This is a genomic window from Hyphomonas sp. NPDC076881 (assembly GCF_050269995.1).
In the GTDB taxonomy this organism is placed as follows: Bacteria; Pseudomonadota; Alphaproteobacteria; order Caulobacterales; family Hyphomonadaceae; genus Hyphomonas.
The window spans coordinates 1-16,009 of record NZ_JBNNJJ010000006.1 but is presented as its reverse complement, the minus strand read 5'-3'; the positions used below and the strand labels follow the sequence as shown (position 1 = coordinate 16,009).

At 58.8% G+C, this 16,009-nt stretch carries 15 protein-coding genes; 8 read left to right on the top strand and 7 right to left on the bottom strand.

What is annotated here, in order from left to right:
* Positions 1–7: 7 nt before the first annotated feature.
* Positions 8–781, bottom strand: coding sequence for a Bax inhibitor-1/YccA family protein (locus ACQKI2_RS07955; protein ID WP_427379158.1), 774 nt, complete (start codon positions 779–781; stop codon positions 8–10).
* Between the two features lie 378 nt (positions 782–1,159).
* Between ACQKI2_RS07955 and ACQKI2_RS07950 the strand changes: the two genes are divergently transcribed.
* Together ACQKI2_RS07950 and thpR are read left to right on the top strand one after the other, a co-directional pair.
* Complete coding sequence (locus ACQKI2_RS07950; RefSeq protein WP_291051963.1) at positions 1,160–1,492, top strand: DUF2853 family protein; 333 nt, start codon at positions 1,160–1,162, stop codon at positions 1,490–1,492.
* A gap of 73 nt (positions 1,493–1,565) precedes the next feature.
* The gene (gene thpR / locus ACQKI2_RS07945) at positions 1,566–2,126 is read left to right on the top strand and encodes an RNA 2',3'-cyclic phosphodiesterase (RefSeq protein WP_427379157.1); all 561 of its coding nucleotides are present in this window, start codon (positions 1,566–1,568) and stop codon (positions 2,124–2,126) included.
* A 35-nt stretch (positions 2,127–2,161) separates the two neighbouring features.
* Here the strand turns inward: thpR and ACQKI2_RS07940 are convergent, their stop codons facing one another.
* From ACQKI2_RS07940 to ACQKI2_RS07925, 4 genes are read right to left on the bottom strand one after another with little or no spacing between them, the layout of a single operon-like run.
* The gene (locus tag ACQKI2_RS07940) at positions 2,162–3,871 is read right to left on the bottom strand and encodes a two-component system sensor histidine kinase NtrB (protein WP_427379156.1); all 1,710 of its coding nucleotides are present in this window, start codon (positions 3,869–3,871) and stop codon (positions 2,162–2,164) included.
* A 15-nt stretch (positions 3,872–3,886) separates the two neighbouring features.
* Positions 3,887–7,267 (bottom strand): PAS domain-containing protein, encoded by a 3,381-nt coding sequence (locus ACQKI2_RS07935; RefSeq protein ID WP_427379155.1) that lies wholly within the window; start codon positions 7,265–7,267, stop codon positions 3,887–3,889.
* Positions 7,264–8,463: an ATP-binding protein gene (locus ACQKI2_RS07930; RefSeq protein ID WP_427379154.1), complete on the bottom strand. Its 1,200-nt coding sequence runs from the start codon at positions 8,461–8,463 to the stop codon at positions 7,264–7,266. The genes ACQKI2_RS07935 and ACQKI2_RS07930 overlap by 4 nt, the downstream gene beginning before the upstream one ends.
* Positions 8,427–9,002: a hypothetical protein gene (locus ACQKI2_RS07925; protein ID WP_427379153.1), complete on the bottom strand. Its 576-nt coding sequence runs from the start codon at positions 9,000–9,002 to the stop codon at positions 8,427–8,429. Before ACQKI2_RS07925 ends, ACQKI2_RS07930 begins: the two co-directional genes overlap by 37 nt.
* Positions 9,003–9,300: 298 nt before the next feature.
* Between ACQKI2_RS07925 and ACQKI2_RS07920 the strand changes: the two genes are divergently transcribed.
* Together ACQKI2_RS07920 and ACQKI2_RS07915 are read left to right on the top strand one after the other, a co-directional pair.
* On the top strand, positions 9,301–9,750 hold the full coding sequence (locus ACQKI2_RS07920; protein WP_427379152.1) for a hypothetical protein: 450 nt from the start codon (positions 9,301–9,303) through the stop codon (positions 9,748–9,750).
* Between the two features lie 75 nt (positions 9,751–9,825).
* Positions 9,826–10,260, top strand: a complete 435-nt coding sequence (locus ACQKI2_RS07915; RefSeq protein ID WP_427379151.1) for a response regulator — start codon at positions 9,826–9,828, stop codon at positions 10,258–10,260.
* Here the strand turns inward: ACQKI2_RS07915 and ACQKI2_RS07910 are convergent.
* Entirely contained in the window at positions 10,227–10,970 is a 744-nt protein-coding gene (locus tag ACQKI2_RS07910) for a response regulator transcription factor (protein ID WP_427379150.1), read from the bottom strand. The two genes, ACQKI2_RS07915 and ACQKI2_RS07910, sit on opposite strands and share 34 nt — an antisense overlap.
* Positions 10,971–11,645: 675 nt before the next feature.
* Here ACQKI2_RS07910 and ACQKI2_RS07905 point away from each other — a divergent pair.
* From ACQKI2_RS07905 to ACQKI2_RS07890, 4 genes are all read left to right on the top strand, one after another.
* Entirely contained in the window at positions 11,646–11,765 is a 120-nt protein-coding gene (locus ACQKI2_RS07905) for a NepR family anti-sigma factor (RefSeq protein ID WP_427379361.1), read from the top strand.
* Complete coding sequence (locus tag ACQKI2_RS07900; RefSeq protein WP_427379149.1) at positions 11,762–12,400, top strand: sigma-70 family RNA polymerase sigma factor; 639 nt, start codon at positions 11,762–11,764, stop codon at positions 12,398–12,400. The genes ACQKI2_RS07905 and ACQKI2_RS07900 overlap by 4 nt, the downstream gene beginning before the upstream one ends.
* Before the next feature lie 357 nt (positions 12,401–12,757).
* Positions 12,758–13,312 (top strand): GAF domain-containing protein, encoded by a 555-nt coding sequence (locus ACQKI2_RS07895; protein WP_427379148.1) that lies wholly within the window; start codon positions 12,758–12,760, stop codon positions 13,310–13,312.
* Positions 13,309–15,084 carry a putative bifunctional diguanylate cyclase/phosphodiesterase gene (locus ACQKI2_RS07890; RefSeq protein ID WP_427379147.1) on the top strand — a complete coding sequence of 592 codons (1,776 nt, stop codon included), beginning with the start codon at positions 13,309–13,311 and terminating at the stop codon, positions 15,082–15,084. The genes ACQKI2_RS07895 and ACQKI2_RS07890 overlap by 4 nt, the downstream gene beginning before the upstream one ends.
* A gap of 534 nt (positions 15,085–15,618) precedes the next feature.
* On the opposite strand, the gene ACQKI2_RS07885 is transcribed toward ACQKI2_RS07890, so the two are convergent.
* Positions 15,619–16,009, bottom strand: a 391-nt coding sequence (locus ACQKI2_RS07885) for a hypothetical protein (RefSeq protein WP_427379146.1), incomplete at its 5' end; no start/stop codon positions are given.

Below are 16,009 nucleotides of genomic sequence, written 5' to 3'. Positions count from 1 at the left end.
TTCCCGGTCAGTCGCGCGAGAGCAGCGACATCAGGATGGTGAACATGTTGTAGAACATGATGAAGAAGTTGAGGGCGCCCCAGTTCGTCATCACGGCGAGGGAGCGGGTATCCCCCTCATTGGCGAAGTAGCCCTCTTTCAGTTCCTGCGTCTGGAAAGCCACCAGCACGCCCGAGATGCCGAGCACGGCAACCTGGACGATGACCTCGAACATGCCCGAAGGCGGGAACAGGAAGCTGAGCAGCGAGATGCCCACCACACCCCACAGCGCGAAGACGGCAATGATGCCGATCGGGCGGAGGTTTGCCTTGGTGGTGTAGCCGAACAGGCTGAGGGCGCCGAAGGCCGATGCCGTCAGCAGGAAGGCCTTGGTCATCGTCATGAAGGTGACATTGAGCGCAGCGCCGCCCCGTGTGGTCACACCGGTCTGCGCGGCCGCCATGGCCACCCAGATCGACAGACAGACGCCGAGCATCACCACGATGGTCCAGTAAAGAATACCGGTTGCCAGCGGGGAGGGATTCCGCATCAGGAAGGCCGAGCCCAGGATTAGTGCCAGCGGGCCGAACTGGAACAGGTAGAAGAGTGGCGTGCCGAGAAGCAGTTGCGTCAGGCCGGGAACGAGCCCCGAACCGACGAGGAAGGCAACGCCGCCAGACAGCGCGATGCCGAGCGCAAGCTTCTGATATACACCCAGCATGAAGGTCCGCAGACCAACATTGACCGAAGTGTCCATCGAGCGAACATCGACCGCGCCGAAGCCCCGGTTGAATTCGTTCATGTTTTTCAAGTCCTTTCTTGTGAACCCGGCAACCCGAGGGTGCCGTTCGGTATTGAATATGGGCATTTCGCATCCGATCCGCAACAAAAACCGGGATCAAGCGTTCAGTTTAGCGATTGCGCAGGCATACCAACTCTTTTGCACGGGGATCTATCGGCGGGAAAGCACAAGTATTTATTGTACTCATACTCTATAATTCGAAATATAGAGTATTAAATTTTTGAATTTTACTTGAATGCCTCAATCCAGCCTGATTCTGTCCAAATGTAGCCGTGCCCGCCTTTTAAGTATCATTGACTCGGCACGGGCGAGGGTTAAACCTCTCCGTGTGGAGAGCCTCCATCAGGAGGCGTTCCATCAAATGAGAAGGGGAAACTCATGGCTGATGCTTCTGCTTATGCTGAGAACATCAAGAAATACAGTAAAGGTTATAATCAGGCCGCCGCCGAAAAGATTGTAGGCCATCTGGGAATCGCGCTGCGCAACAAGGACAGCTCGATCGTGGCCTGCACGGATTCGGGCGAACTTGACCGGGTGCGCGAGAAATGGTGCCGCGGCAAGCTGGGCCTGGCGCATAAGCAGCAGGAACTCGATGCCGCTATCCAGTCCGTCTGCGAAACGATGAAGGCCGAAGGGGGCCAGAAATCGCGCGTGACCTTCTATTATCTCCTGGCGGAGCATTTTGGCCGCCTGGAGGCTCTTTCCGGTTGAAAATAAGCCTGAAAATCCCGGCCGGCCGCCGGCACGGGTTTTCATGAGCGGAGCAGTGTGGTGAACAGGCGGAATGTACCGCCTGTTCGCTGCCCTTCCCGTTCCGCCGGAGATTTCGGCGCCCCTGCGCAAGCTGCAGAAGGATCTGCCCGGCGCCAGCTGGCGCCCGGAAGAGAATTTTCATGTGACGCTGTGTTTCTATGGCGAGCTTTCCGACACGCAGGCCCGCGATCTGGACGAACTTCTCGGCGAGATAGAGGCCGATGCCTTTGACATGCGCGTGGAAGGCATGGGCTGGTTCGGGCGGCGCGAACCGAGCGCCGTCTGGGCACGGATCGGCGAGAGCGACGAGCTGCGTGCCCTCGCCAGCCAGTGCGAACGCGCCGCGCGCCGTCTTGGCATCCCGCTGGAAAAGCACCCTTTCACGCCGCACATCACGCTGGCTTACCTGCACGGCACACCGCTCGACACGGTGAGGGACTGGACGCAGGCCCATCAGGCCTATCACAGCGCGCCCTTCCGCGCCAGCCTGTTCCATCTTTATGCCAGCATTCCCCGCCGCAGCGGCGGCCCTTCCCGCTACGACCCCATGGCCGACTATCCCCTGCGCGACCTGCGCGCCGGTTTTGACTGAGGCGGCCAGGATCAGGCAGCAAATCAAAGACGGCCCTACGCCGCGCAGGCGTTCCCGGAATGGCGGGGGAAGATCATCATCACTTCCGTTCCCCTACCCACTCTTGACCGGATCTGGACGTCGCCGCCGGACTGTCTGACAAAGCCGTACACGATGCTGAGCCCCAGGCCTGTACCCTTGTCCGCCGGCTTGGTGGTGAAGAAGGGCTCGAACACCCTTGCCAGCTGCTGCGGAGGTATGCCCTCCCCCGTATCCGAAACACTGACGACGACCCGGTCCCCACTGACGCCCCCAGTATCGCCGGTTCCCGCGTCAAGCAGGGATACCTTGATTGAAATCCGGCCACCGGAGGGCATCGCGTCGCGGGCATTGACCGTAAGGTTGAGAAGGGCCGCTTCGAATTGCCCCGGATCGACCAGTATCTGCCAGTTCCCATCTTCAAGGTCTGTATGAAGCTCTATGGACTCGGGAAGGCCCGGCTTCAGCAGCAAAATGGAGGCCCTGACGAGACCGGAAGCGCTCATGCTCTGTGGTCTGAGCATCTGATTCTGCGAGAATGCCAGAAGATGCCGGACCAGCCCTGCCCCCCGATCGCCAGCCTCTTCGATGATCTCGGCCAGTTCATGCTCCTCAGTGCCTGGCCCGAAGCGGAATTTCAGCGCTTCGGCGCTTCCGAGCATGACGGTGAGAAGGTTGTTGAAATCGTGCGCAATGCCGCCTGTCAAACGCCCGAGGGCCTCCATCTTCTGGGACTGGCGAAGCTGCGCGTCCAGTTCGTGCAGATCGGTAATATCCCGGCAAACGAAAATGATGCCGGCCGGCAACGTGCTGGCGGGGGGCGCCAGAAAGAAATTGCTCTCGATGACCCGCGGCCCGCTTTGCGTCTCCACGATATATTCAAACCGGATGCGGGGGATGTCACCAGCCTGCAGGAGACGGACCTGCGTTTGCCATGACTGTCTCTCACGGTCGGGCACAAGCTCGGCATACGGAAGAGAAATAATCGATCCTCTGCCCGTCCAGCCGGTTGCCGTCTCGTTTGCCCAGGCCACGCGGCCATGCGGATCAATCATCCCGAGCCCCAGCCCGGCTTCATGCATGACCTGGAGAAACCGGCTTTCATTCTGCTTCAGGGTATCCGCGCTCCGGCGGATTTCCTCGGCGCGTGCCCGCGCATCTGCCAACGCCTCCCTGTAGCCGGCGAGCCGGCCCAGCAGGATGACACAAGCCGCATGCGAGACGCCCGCCGCCCAGAGGATGCCCAGCAGATCAGGCTCAAGAACTTCAGGATGGGCAGAGGCATAAACCAGCAGCAGGATGATTGGTCCACCAACCATCACGCGATCAAGGAGGGCAGCGCGTTTTCCGACATTGTTGAGCTTGCTGTAGGCCAGCAAGGGATAATACCAGAAGAGATAGGGAAGCAGGCTGTAAAAATCACTGCCGCCCCAGATCGCCGCAAGGCCGACAGCCAGAAGATAAAGGCTGAAGAAGACGGTTGCGTACCTCGAGACCTTCTTCGCAGGCACTGGCGAGGGCTTTACCAGCATAAGGATAAAGACAACGACCGCTACAGCGCAGCCGGCAATGAAAGCGCTCTCCAATTTGCCGGCAGTTCCCAGCCAGGCCGTCAGCACATACCCCACTATGGAGCCGAAGAGGGCAACCACAAGGCCGAAGAGGATTGTCGCTCTTGAGTCGAGCCCCAGGAAAGGCCCGCGCCGGGAGTTCTGTTGCTGAGCCACTCGCCTGCCCCCCCGTTAGCTGTCGCCGTCCAGAACTTTGCGGACTTTGGCTGCGAGCTCCTTGCGCCTGTATGGCTTGCTGAGCAACTCTACGCCAGGGTCCAGCCGGCCGTGGTGCACGATGGCGTTCTCGGTGTATCCCGATGTGAACAACACCTTCAGGCCCGGACGGAAGTGACACGCCCTTTCGGCCAGTTCGCGGCCATTCATACCGCCGGGCATCACGATATCCGTCAACAGAAGATCCACCTCTGCAGTTTCCCACAGCACGCCGATTGCCTCTGGCCCGCTGGCGGCCTGCAGCACCCGGTATCCAAGACCGGCGAGCTGATTTGCCAGGTGTTCCCGCACCAGGTCGTCATCCTCCACCAGCAGGATTTGCTCCGCGCCGCCAAGCACCACCTCTTCGCCCTGTATCGGGGCGCTGGCGCTTATCGCCAGGTGGGATCTGGGGAAGTAGAGTTTTACCGACGTGCCTTCTCCGATCTCGGAATAGATCTTGATGTGGCCGCGCGACTGCTTGACGAAGCCGAACACCATGCTGAGCCCAAGGCCGCTGCCCTTGCCGGCCGCTTTTGTTGTGAAGAAAGGCTCGAACGCGCGGGAAACCGTGACCGCGTCCATACCGTTGCCTGTGTCGGTCACTGACACCATGACATATTGCCCGGAGGCCACCTCATGGTGATGTGCAGCATAGTCTTCGTCGAGCCTGACATTCGCCGTTTCCATGGTGAGCTTCCCGCCCAGAGGCATGGCATCGCGCGCATTCACCATCAGATTGAGCAGCGCCACCTCAAGCTGGCCCGGATCGACTTCAGTTTGCCAGAGGCCGGCGCACCGGACAAATTCAATGTCGATATCCTCCGACAGAGTTCGCCGGAACAATCCCTCCATGCCTTGAATTAGCCGGTTGAGATCCGACACCATGGGCTGAAGCGGCTGGCGGCGCGCAAAGGCCAGAAGGTGGGCGGTCAGCTCGGCGCCGCGCGCCGCAGCGGTTGCCGTCATCTCCGCCATCTGACGAAGCTGGCTGTCCTCGCTCAGAAGATGCGAGAGTTCCTCGGCGTTTCCGAGAATGACCGTCAACAGATTGTTGAAGTCGTGCGCCACGCCGCCTGTGAGCTGACCAACTGCCTCCAGCTTCTGAGATTCGCGAAGCTTCTGTTCCAGACTGCGCTGCTCGGTCATATCCCGCATGCTGCCGAGTATTCTCAGAGCCACTCCAGTCTCGTCGCGGATGATGAAAGCCTGGTCGGATACAATCGCTGCGGTCCCGTCGGCGCGCATGAACCGATACTCATCCGACCATACATTTCCTGTGCCGGTGATGACAGATCGCAACTGATGGATCACGCCTTCCCTGTCGCTGGGATGTATGCGGTTTGACCAGATGTCCGGGTGCGCATGATCGTCACCGAACGGATAACCATAGACCGTCGTGATGGCATCGCTCCACCAAATCCTGTTCGCCGCGATATCCCAGTCCCAGATGACATCGTTGGTGGCCTTGGAAACGAGCCGGAACCGCTCGTCGCTGAGCCGCCTTGCCTCTTCGGCTCTTTTCCTTTCCGAGACGTCGCGTTGAACGGCCACCCAATGGGTGTAATTTCCGCCTTGATCCGCCAACGGAACTATATCGACCTCCAGATCGAAGGCCCTGCCATCCTTGGAATAGTTGACGAGTTCGGCGCGGACCGGCTCACAATTCTCCAGCGCGCGCCGGATACGGTCCAACTGAAACCGGTCGGTTCCCGGTCCCTGAAGAATTCTAGGAGTTTGCCCGATCACCTCTTGCCGGGTGAACCCTGTAAGCCGGACAAAGGCGTCGTTCACATAGACAATTCTCGGCCCCCCGACAGAAGCATCCAGCGGGGCGGCTTCGGTAATCAGAAGAATATCATTCAGCCGCGAAACGGCGGCGTCCAGCAGACGGAGATGTTCGTCCCTCCGCCTTTGGGCTGTCACATCCCGGAAATAGACAGACAGGCCATCCTGCATCGGGTAGGCTGATACTTCAAACCAGGCCTCCAAGGGCACGAAATATTCTTCAAAGCTGACGGATTCTCCGAAGGTGACGGCGTGCTCATAATTGACCTGAAAGATCGACCCGGCAGCTCCCGGGAATTCTTCCCAGATGCTCTTGCTCATGAGATCAGCATTCGATCTCTGCAAAAGTTTCTCCGCTTGCGGATTTATGTAGGTGAACCGCCAATTCTGATCCAGGGCGAAGAAAGCATCCGAAATGCTCTGAAGTATCTTCACCCGCTCCAGATCAGAACGGGCCGTTCGCTCCTCCGCTTCCCGGATTGCCGTTATGTCTTGAAAGGCACCTTGAATACTGACGATCCGGCCTGCCTCATCCCGGATTGCCCTGCCCGAAGAACTGATCCATGCGCGCTGGCCCGTTGTATCTATGATCTCGAAGGTAAGCTGGAATTCCTGCCCTGAGGAGATGCAGTTTTCATATGCCACCTTCAGCGCGCCGCGATATTCGCGGGCAACGAAGTTCCAGCCTGCGCCAGGGCGAGGCTCATAATCATCCGGAAGGCCAAAAATCCGTTTGATCTGCTCTGTCCAGAACAGGCGGCCGGTCTCCAGGTCCACATGCCATGCCCCGAACTTCGCATGGTCCCCGGCGAGTTTGAGCAGCTCTTCTACTTCATCCACACGGCGCCGGGCCACCACAAGCGAGGTTACGTCCTGCAGTACACCAACAATGACGTCCTTTCCGTCCTGCTGCTGACGTTCACCGGAGCCCTTTATATGCAGAACGCTGCCATCTGGGCGCAGAATTCTGTATTGAAACTCAATCGAACCGCCGCCCCCGACCACGAATTGCTGGTAAGCTTGAATGGCCGCCTGCCGATCAGCAGGGTGAATGAGATTTATGTATCCCTCAAATGTGGGAGGCGGACTGCCCAGCGGCACACCCATAAGATCGTAGACACGGTCAGACCAGGAGAAGGCCTGCAAGCCGACATCACATTCCCACCATCCCAAACCAAGCAATCTATCCATGGTTCGCAGCTGTGCAGATGCTTTTGCGTCGCTGACATCGGCGCTCATGCTGATGAAGAGGCACTCCCTGCCTTTCAGCATCACGAGACAGACCTCCAGAACATAGCCGCGATATTCTCCCGGTGTCCTGACCAGTACACGAATGGATTTCCTGTCCCCAGCGCCCAGGCCGGATGCAAGCTCGTCAAATCTGCCAACATCGGCTTCAGATAGAATGCCCGGCAGGTACCAGGTTCCAGGCTGAGCGGGAAAAAGCTGCCTGCCGGCGCCGTTCGCCCGCCGGATCGAAAGATCGGCACGCGCCGCAATCAAAACCGGATTCAGGATCAGCTCGTATCCTGCGCAGGTTTCGTCAGTGATGATTGGGAGAACTGTCATGACGCACCCGTATCCGTCTTTGCCGGAAAAAACATCTGCACACGGGTTCCCTGCCCCGGCGCTGAAACGATATCGACCATGCCGCCCGTTTGCTGAACAAACCCTGTGACCATGCTCAGCCCGAGGCCGCTGGCCTTTCCCCTTTCCTTGGTTGTGAAGAATGGCTCCTGCGCCTTGGCGAGCACGTCCGGGGTCATACCGCAGCCGGTATCCCTGACTTCGAGCACGACGGCCGCCGGCCGCTCCGGAGACCGCCCCAGTTCCAGCTGCCCGGCAAAATCTAGATTGCGAAGCGTGACCACGATCTCGCCGTCTTCTTCGATTGCATCCCTGGAATTGGAGATCAGGTTCAGGACCGCGTTTTCCAGCTGCCCGGCATCTGCTTCAATCTCCCAGCCATCGGCGGGCGCCACCAGGCGAAGACTGATTTTGGGACCAATCAGGTCCTGCCAGCCCGGAAGGCACCGCTTCATGAGCTGGACGGGGCGCACCCGCTCCGGCTCAAGGGCTTGCTGGCGCGAATAGGCCAGCAGGTAATGCGTCAACCGCGCCGCCTTGAGCGACGCGGCTTCAATGATGCCCGCCCCCTCCTTGAGGTATGATGGCAGCGCATCTGCGCTCGAGATCGCCTCAGCCTCCCCCAGAATGGCCGTAAGCAGATTATTGAAGTCGTGCGCAATACCCGCGGCTATCTGACCGGCCGCGGCGAGGCGCTCGGCCTTTTCCAGATCCCGCCTCAATTGTCTGTCTTCGATGATACGTCCGAGCAGGTCTGCCAGCAGCCAGCAGGTGCGCAGGGATGGCCGTGAACGGCTGTCCGCCGGCTCCCCGGCGAGACCGCCCTCAGGCATTCCAAATTCTATTGTGCCCACCCCGGCCGCCCTGGACGTGATGGGGAGTACGTGCGGATCACTTTGCTCGGTCCATCCATTGCTCAGATACTCGCGGCCCTCAAACCGGATGCGCACACAGGCATCCGCCTTCTCGCCAATGGCCCCCAAGACGATATCGGGCGCCTGCTGCAGAACCGCTTCAAGCGAGAGGGTGGGCCGGTTGGCGAGGTCAAGAAGGCTGGCGAATGCCCCTTCCAGCCGGCTTTCGCTCGATAGCCTGTCAATCTGGGCGTATCGTTCTGTCTCATCGGAGATCACGGCCAGGATCACCGCCCCGCTCCGGTTGTCTTCATCAATCCGCACCAGGTTATCCCGCCGCGCCAGACCGCTCCTGACCGGAGCAAAAGCCGGATATCCGTCAGCTGCGCCTCACCTCGTACATGCGCTTCTGCAACAGCGCTCGCGAGAAGGTCCTGCGCGCTGCGCCCCTGCCCAAGCCGGCGCAGAAGCGCGCCCACCCCGCGCGTGCCACCCTCCACGTCGAACTGCGTGCGAGCCTGTTCATTCGCATCCTTAATGGTCGCCGTCACCGGATCAATGATAATGGCCGGATGCGGAAGAAACCGGAAAAAGCGGCTGAAGCGCTCCCTGGCTTTCTGAAGTTGCAGGTTTGCTTCCCACAATTCTTCGGCCTGCATTTCCAGTTCGGCCTGGTGAACCAGAACATCCTGGGTTAGCTGCACGACGGAGAGATTCTCCGCCTGCAGAAATGCTTCGGTTTCCTCGACCCGGCCCTGCTTCAGGGCATTTAGCGCCAGAGCCCTGATCCTTCTGCGGCGCATATCTGCCTGCGTGCCCGTGTCATCCATCTCGTCAGCCGCCACGGGCGCCCCCTTTGGCATCAACCCGCTCCGGGTCGATCCAGCCTGTCATGTTGAAATGCGTGATGACGCAGCCGCCAACCCCGCCACCAGCCCCTGATAGGGCCTTGCGCGTCCGTTACCGCTATTGCTCATCCCCGCCCTCCCTGCCCGCTCCGCCAAGAGCAAGCCCTGGATCGCTAACGCAGTTTACCAGGCTTGGCGAGGCGGAATGGGCGGCATGCCACGGGCCCGATTAGACCCTTTTAGACCTTTCGCCGACTACCCGCCGGGCACCTTCATCCTTAATATGATGTAATCAAACTGGGATAACATCGTCATGCTGAGTACCCTCGAGTTGGACCAGCCCTGTTCTATCGAAGACACTGTGCGCCAGTTGCGCGCGCTGGCATGCCTTTTGACGCAATCGAAAACCCAAGCCGATGTGTTTGTGGAGATCGCGCTTTCTCGGTTTATCAACTTGGCCGGCTCGATTGATATGAACGCCATCCCCTTCCCTCTGGCCTATTCTTACCTCCGGCAGGAGCTGATGTCGCTGCACGGCGCAGGGGAGACAAAACCTGTGGAAACCGCGCCCCAGAAGGTTCATTGCCTGCCATTCCCGGTCCGGGAAGCGGCGCTGCTTCATGCGGTTGTCAATCTCGATGTCAGCCAGATTGCCACCTTGCAGGGGGATACGAAAAGCTCCGTAGAGAGCCGGATCAACCTGGCAAGACAGTTCGGCTGCCAGAATTGCCCCGCACACAACACGCCGCCCTTGGCGGCCTGAGACGGCCCAAGAACACCCTTGAGACTCGCAACCGGAGCGATTATAAGGCGACCGGAAACCGCGCGGGCCCTCTCCATGCCACAAGACAGTCCGGACAAAGAGTTTCGGCAAGGCCCCCGGTTAAGTATCCTTCTCGTTGAAGACGATCCGCTCGTCAGGCGGCATGTTTCTCGAATGCTGGCATCCCTTGGGCACGAGGTTCAATCGGTCACGGATGGAAATGCGGCGCTCCAGACTCTTTCAGAAATCAAGACGATAGATCTTCTGTTCACCGATATCGTGATGCCTGGCGGAATTGACGGAATCGCACTTGCAGAGGCTGCCCGCAAGCTTAATCCGGACCTGCCGGTACTGCTGACGTCAGGATATGCGGCGATGGAAGTGCTCAACAGCCGGAGCGAAATCCGAGGCGCGCAGCTTCTCAGCAAACCTTACAGATTCTTCCAGTTGAGAGAGAAACTGGAACATCTGTTCGGCTATTCAGGCTCCTTGCCTGCGGCCGGCTGTTGATCGTCTTCGGAAATCTGATTGAACGCCAGCCTGTACCCCAGGCCGCGAACAGTCAGAAGGCGTGTGCCGCCGTCCTCCCCGAGATCGGAAAGTTTCTGGCGCAGCCTTCCGATATAGGTTTCAAGAACCTTTTCCCCGTCGCGATAAGACCTTGCGAAGGCGCGCAGATAGAGATCGTCCCTGTGCACCACTTCGCCGCTTGCAAGGATCATGGCATCCAGAAGGCCGGCCTCTGCATGCGTCAGCTCCGCTGATTGATCCACGCCGGTCAATCGGCGGGTCAGCGGATCATAGATCACCTTGCCTATGAATATCCGTGACCGCGCCGAGGGCGGCGGCGTCATGGACGTGCGGCGCACAAGTTTCTGAACGCGGGCGTGCAATTCGCGCAGCCCAACCGGCTTCATCACATAGTCATCGGCGCCAATGATGAGAAGTTCCGCGCGGAAATCGGCGTCCCCTGTTCCCGACAGCATCACGATTGGAAGGTCGCTGTTGCGCCTGATCTCAGCGAGCACCTCTGCGCCCGTGGCATCCGGCAGATGAAGGTCCAGGATAACGCAATCGAATGTTTTCAGGCGAGAGGAGAGGATGATGGGCTTGGCCTGCTCGAATGTCCGGCAGGCCTCAATCGTGTCTGCCTTGTCTGGCCAGCCGAGCCGGAGCGTTTTCGCGATGAGCGGATCATCATCGATAAGCAGAACGCGCATCCGGACAGGCCTCCCCACCTGCATCAGATTTAAAACCGCCCATTTCAGACGCTATATTTTTATACTGCGTCTCATTCCGCAGCGTGGACGGATCACCACGCATCGTCCCCCCGGACGAATCAATTACAAACGGTAAACTTCATTTCGCTGCGCCGCAATTATTTACGTCAGTTGGAAGACAAGACTGGATCCATCCATGTGAATATTTATTCATCTGTACACCCCCGTATTGCGGTGAGAGTTGATATTGAAAGTTGTTCGCAAAAAATCTTACGGCAGGATCCGTGACACAATTCATTTCGATGAAAAAATCTTGGAACGGTATTTCTGGTCACACGTACCCCCTCATGTAGCATCTGATGCTATGCCATCTATCTTGTACCTGATTGCCGGCGCGCCAAGCCGCGCCGGCAACTTTTTGTTTGCAAGATATCCCATTGAAATATATATCTTTTTTTGCGCCGCCAATTTGGCCGCGAAATACTCTGTTAACCTGTTTTGCGCACACTGGTGGAAACTGCAAGAAGCAGAAAAAAGACCGGGCGGAAGAAGCTCGACAAGATCGATGTCATAGGAATTCCAACAGTGGCTGCCCGCTTGTTCTCCCTTCCGTGCAATGGCGCAAACTGCGCTGAAAGCAAGGTTTCCTGGCTGCGCGACTCTTCTGCGGAGGCAATGCGGCAGGACTTTGAATCCATCCTGAACGAACCTCTCCCGGAGCGGTTCACTGCATTGATCAGGACACTGAGGGAAGAAGAGACCCGGCGTGCGGTTGCAGACAAGTCCGGAGCATGACATTGCAGGCCCCCTATTGCGAACCAACGGATAAAACTTTTGTCGATGAACTGGAGGCGATGCTCCCCCAGATGCGCGCATTTGCGCGCAGTCTTTGCCGCAACAAGGATCTGGCAGATGATATCGTTCAGGACGCTTGCCTCAAGGCGTGGGCCGCACGCGAGCGCTTCATTCCCGGCGCCCCCATGCGGCCCTGGCTGTTCCGCATCATCCGTAACCTTCATACCGGGCACCAGCGCAAGGCCTGGCGCGCCTCTTCCCTAGCGCCGGAGGATGCAGAGACCGCTCTGACGACCCCTGGCGCCCAGGAATGGACCTGCGACTTTCAGGTGATGCAGGACGCGCTGCGCCACCTGCCGGAAAAGCAGCGGGAAGCCCTCATCACCGTGCTGGCCGCAGGCTTCAGCTATGAAGAAGCCGCCGGAATCATTGGGTGCAGCGAAGGGACGGTGAAAAGCCGGGTGAGCCGCGGGCGGGAAGCCCTGGTTGCCCTGATGACCCAAACACCCGGAAAATCAGCAGCCGGCCGGCTGAAACCGCAGGCCAGCCCCGCAAATCCGCTGGAAGAGCTGCTCACCATCCACCTTTCAGGCGCCTCTCCTCCCGAAACAGAGCTGCCTGCAAGAGCGGCTTAAGCCGCCCGCAAAATATCCCACCTGGAATGGAACCGGACCGGAAGTCCCGCGTAATCCGCTCTGGAGGGGTGTTCCGATGAAGACAAGAGATGGCCGCCACCTGACCCGAAGGCCCCGGGGCAAGGGCCTCATTTATCTGGATGGCACAGGCAATGGGTTTGCGGTGACGGTTCTGGATGCCTCCGGCAGCACCGCGCGGCTGAGACAACACTTTCCCTTCCCCGCTCCCGACAGTTTCACCTTCGCTTCCGCTGCGGCGGGCTCAGAGCTGAGCGCGCCTGTGCGTTGCGAGAAACTATCTCAGTCCGGCGATATCATCCGGGTAAGATTTAGCTCACCCTACCCCGGATTCCGGCCATGACAATCGCTTCCCCGCCCCAAACCGAGAGGGACCGCCGCACGGAAACGCAGCGCGCGGAGTTCCTGAATGATCTCGGCATCCTCAATGGCCCTGCCATTCCGGACCTGAATGCCTTGACCCAGGAAGCCGCTGCTGAATTCCGTGTACCGATCGTGCTTGTGACCCTGATCGATTCAGAACGCCAGCGGATCAAATCAAGCGTTGGATTCGGCGATTTCAACATTCCGCGCGATATGGCATTTTGCCATCATACCATCCGGCGGATGCGGCTGCTGATTGTCGAAAACACACTTGATGATCCCCGCTTCTGCAATAATCCCCAAGTTCGCAATCCCCCGCACATCCGCTTTTATGCGGGCGCGCCCCTGACTGTGGGCGGACAATTCCGGATTGGGGGCTTCTGCTTGCTTGATGATATTCCCCGCCGTTTCGAACCGGAAGATGGCCCGCGTCTCTGGCGCTATGCGGAAGATGCAGCCCGCATCATCGAAAGAGTGTTCATGCCGGAAAATCTTCCGGGTACGTCAGCGTGCTCCGGCTCCAGAAAATGACGGATCAGGCATTTTTCGAGGCTTTCCTCAATGCCTCCCCCTATCCCGTCTTCGCCAAGGACGACGCGCATCGATGGATATACGCAAACATTGCGTTCAAGGCCTTGGCAGGCGAGGCGGATCTGATCGGCGAAGACGACAGCATCGTTACTCATCCCTCCTGCCTGGACCGGATACGGGACGCCGAGCGGCGCGTCATTGCCGGCGCAGAAAGCCTGGATGAGGAGACCCTGATCACCGGAACCGTACTCCTGACGGTCAGGCGGCTGGTTACACTGCCGTCGGGCAAAAGGATCATCGCAGGCATTGTTCTCAGTGTACTGGATGTCGCCGACGCAGCATCAAGCCAAGCAAAGGAATCCATCCGGAAGCATGAGGCTGTTGTCGCGCCCGCCCGGCATCCGGATGCGGCGCGGATGCGCGCTCTGGAAGAGCGGCTGGAACTTGCCAGGCAGTCGGAATCGGCCGCCACCAAAGCGGCTCATACCGATGCGGCGACCGGCCTGCGCAACCGGATCGGCTTTGATCTGGATCTCGGCGCCGCGCTGAACGCTCCTCTGCCACCCGACCGGATCCTGTGCGTGGCCTATCTGGATCTCGACCGGTTCAAGTTCATAAATGACAGCTACGGCCACAAGACCGGAGACACGATACTGCGCGCCGTTTCCAGGCGCCTTGTGTCCTGGCCCGGCGTCCGCAGTGTCGGGCGAATGGGGGGCGACGAGTTTGCAATTCTCTTCGAACATCCGCGCGTCGCGCCCCATGTACTCGTCGAACACATCAGTGTACAGCGCAATCGGATTTTTCGCTCAACCCGGATTCATGGCAAACTGATCCCCGTGTCCGGATCCATCGGTCTTTCTGTTCACGGCCTGGACGCGAAGAACGCCGAATCCCTACTGCTCAATGCTGATACCGCGCTGATCGAAGCCAAGAAGCAGGGCCGGGAACAGGTCCGCCTGTTCGATGCCGCGCTCGCCCTGCGCACTTTCCGCCGCCTCACCCTGGAACGGGATCTCCGCAAGGCCATCGCCAAAGGGGACATCTATCCCGTCTATCAGCCGATCGTGGATGCCCGAACGCGCAACATCATCGGCGCAGAGGTTCTGGCGCGATGGTCTCATCCGGCGCTGGGCAGGATTCCTGCGCAGGAATTCATTTCAATCGCCGTGGAATGCGGTCTCATTTCCGCGCTTGATTTCGGCATTGTCCGAAAGGCGTGCGAAACGTTCCGGCATATCATCCTCGCTGGCCCTCTGGATTTTGTCAGCTTCAACGCATCGGCGCTTGAGATTGTCCGGCCCGGATTTTCGGATGAGTTTCTCAGCCTCATCCGGCGGTCCGGCATTCCTGCCCAGAAAGTCTGTATAGAAATAGTCGAATCGAGCATCATTCACGATCTTGGCCGCGCGCGCATCAATATACAGGCCCTCAAGGACCAGGGTATCCGGATTGCCCTGGATGATTACGGCACAGGCTATTCCAATCTGAGGGCCTTGCTCGACCTGCCCATCGACCGCATCAAGATTGACCGCTCGATCGTCGAGGATGCCGTACAGGATGAGCGGGCGCGGAAGCTGATTGTCTCCGTGGCTCAACTGGCACAGGTATTTGACGCAAAACTGATCGCCGAAGGCGTGGAGGACGAGACGCAGGCAGCGTATCTTGAAGGCATGCACTGTGAATACCTTCAGGGCCACCTCTTCGGCGCCGCCATGGAAGCGGGCAAATTTGAAGCCCTCATCGCCAAACGCCGCTGCACGGCCGCCTGACCAACTCCCCGGCAGCGTCGCGCCCGATGCGGCAAGCCTCACCGGGCCAATTTTCCCAAAGCCCCCAGACCGCCTCAAAGGACCAGATGGCCCGGCCCCGCCCGAAGTCGTGGCCAGCCAGCGGGATGTTGCCGCGCCGCTGCCCACCGCAAAGCTGTCTGAATGCCCCCACATGCCGAGGCACGGCTCCGGACCGCCCTGGACCCTAATCATTGAATTTATTGACTATTTCATTGAGCTTCAAACTATCTCGGACCGTCTGAAACCGCTGAATGGTGCCCCTGGCCGGACTCGAAGTCCTCGCAAGCGACTGTTCTGTAATGGAAAAATCCGACCCTTGAGTCTGGGCCATCAAAAATGCCAACAACATTTTATCGTTATTCGGTATGAGTCCCGATTCTGTCAGAATTCCTGTGGATAACGTCAGTCTACCTCAGTTCTACCCGGCCGTCACTGGTTTGCTGGGGCAACAGTTATCTTGCTTAGGAGCCCTATAGGCGATGCAGGCTAAAAACGGCAAATGTACTTTCGAGACTAGCAGCCTAGGCAGCTCAAAACTTCCCAAGATACCTCATAGGGCCATCTAATGACTGAATACGGAAGTGTACCGAGAACCGCCCCAACAAAAAAGAATACCGAGCCGCTTAGCGTTAAGTCGATACCTCCAGTAGCATGCAACGTTAGTGTTTCTCTGATGTCGTCAATTGCTAGGCTGTGAGAGCCGTGTTGCGATTCAATGGCCGATTTAAGTTTCGATACCTGATTGTCCAGTTCGTTGCGAATGGCCTGGTCAGCCGCCTTCAACTCTTTAACCTCGGCCATCAATTGATCTGACCCAGCCCCCTGATCCGGGCCGTTTAATTGGAGACTCTGTTCGCCTTTCTTTCTGGTTGGGGGTGGGTGGTCAAGGCCCGCTGAGCGGAGC

Coding starts and splice junctions, on each gene's coding strand:
- ACQKI2_RS07920 (WP_427379152.1), top strand. CDS start 9,301: ATGCTGAGTACCCTCGAGTTGGACCAGCCCTGTTCTATCGAAGACACT.
- ACQKI2_RS07925 (WP_427379153.1), bottom strand. CDS start 9,002: ATGCCAAAGGGGGCGCCCGTGGCGGCTGACGAGATGGATGACACGGGC.
- ACQKI2_RS07915 (WP_427379151.1), top strand. CDS start 9,826: ATGCCACAAGACAGTCCGGACAAAGAGTTTCGGCAAGGCCCCCGGTTA.
- ACQKI2_RS07950 (WP_291051963.1), top strand. CDS start 1,160: ATGGCTGATGCTTCTGCTTATGCTGAGAACATCAAGAAATACAGTAAA.
- ACQKI2_RS07910 (WP_427379150.1), bottom strand. CDS start 10,970: ATGCGCGTTCTGCTTATCGATGATGATCCGCTCATCGCGAAAACGCTC.
- ACQKI2_RS07890 (WP_427379147.1), top strand. CDS start 13,309: ATGACGGATCAGGCATTTTTCGAGGCTTTCCTCAATGCCTCCCCCTAT.
- ACQKI2_RS07935 (WP_427379155.1), bottom strand. CDS start 7,267: ATGACAGTTCTCCCAATCATCACTGACGAAACCTGCGCAGGATACGAG.
- ACQKI2_RS07895 (WP_427379148.1), top strand. CDS start 12,758: ATGACAATCGCTTCCCCGCCCCAAACCGAGAGGGACCGCCGCACGGAA.
- ACQKI2_RS07955 (WP_427379158.1), bottom strand. CDS start 781: ATGAACGAATTCAACCGGGGCTTCGGCGCGGTCGATGTTCGCTCGATG.
- ACQKI2_RS07905 (WP_427379361.1), top strand. CDS start 11,646: ATGCGGCAGGACTTTGAATCCATCCTGAACGAACCTCTCCCGGAGCGG.
- thpR (WP_427379157.1), top strand. CDS start 1,566: ATGTACCGCCTGTTCGCTGCCCTTCCCGTTCCGCCGGAGATTTCGGCG.
- ACQKI2_RS07900 (WP_427379149.1), top strand. CDS start 11,762: ATGACATTGCAGGCCCCCTATTGCGAACCAACGGATAAAACTTTTGTC.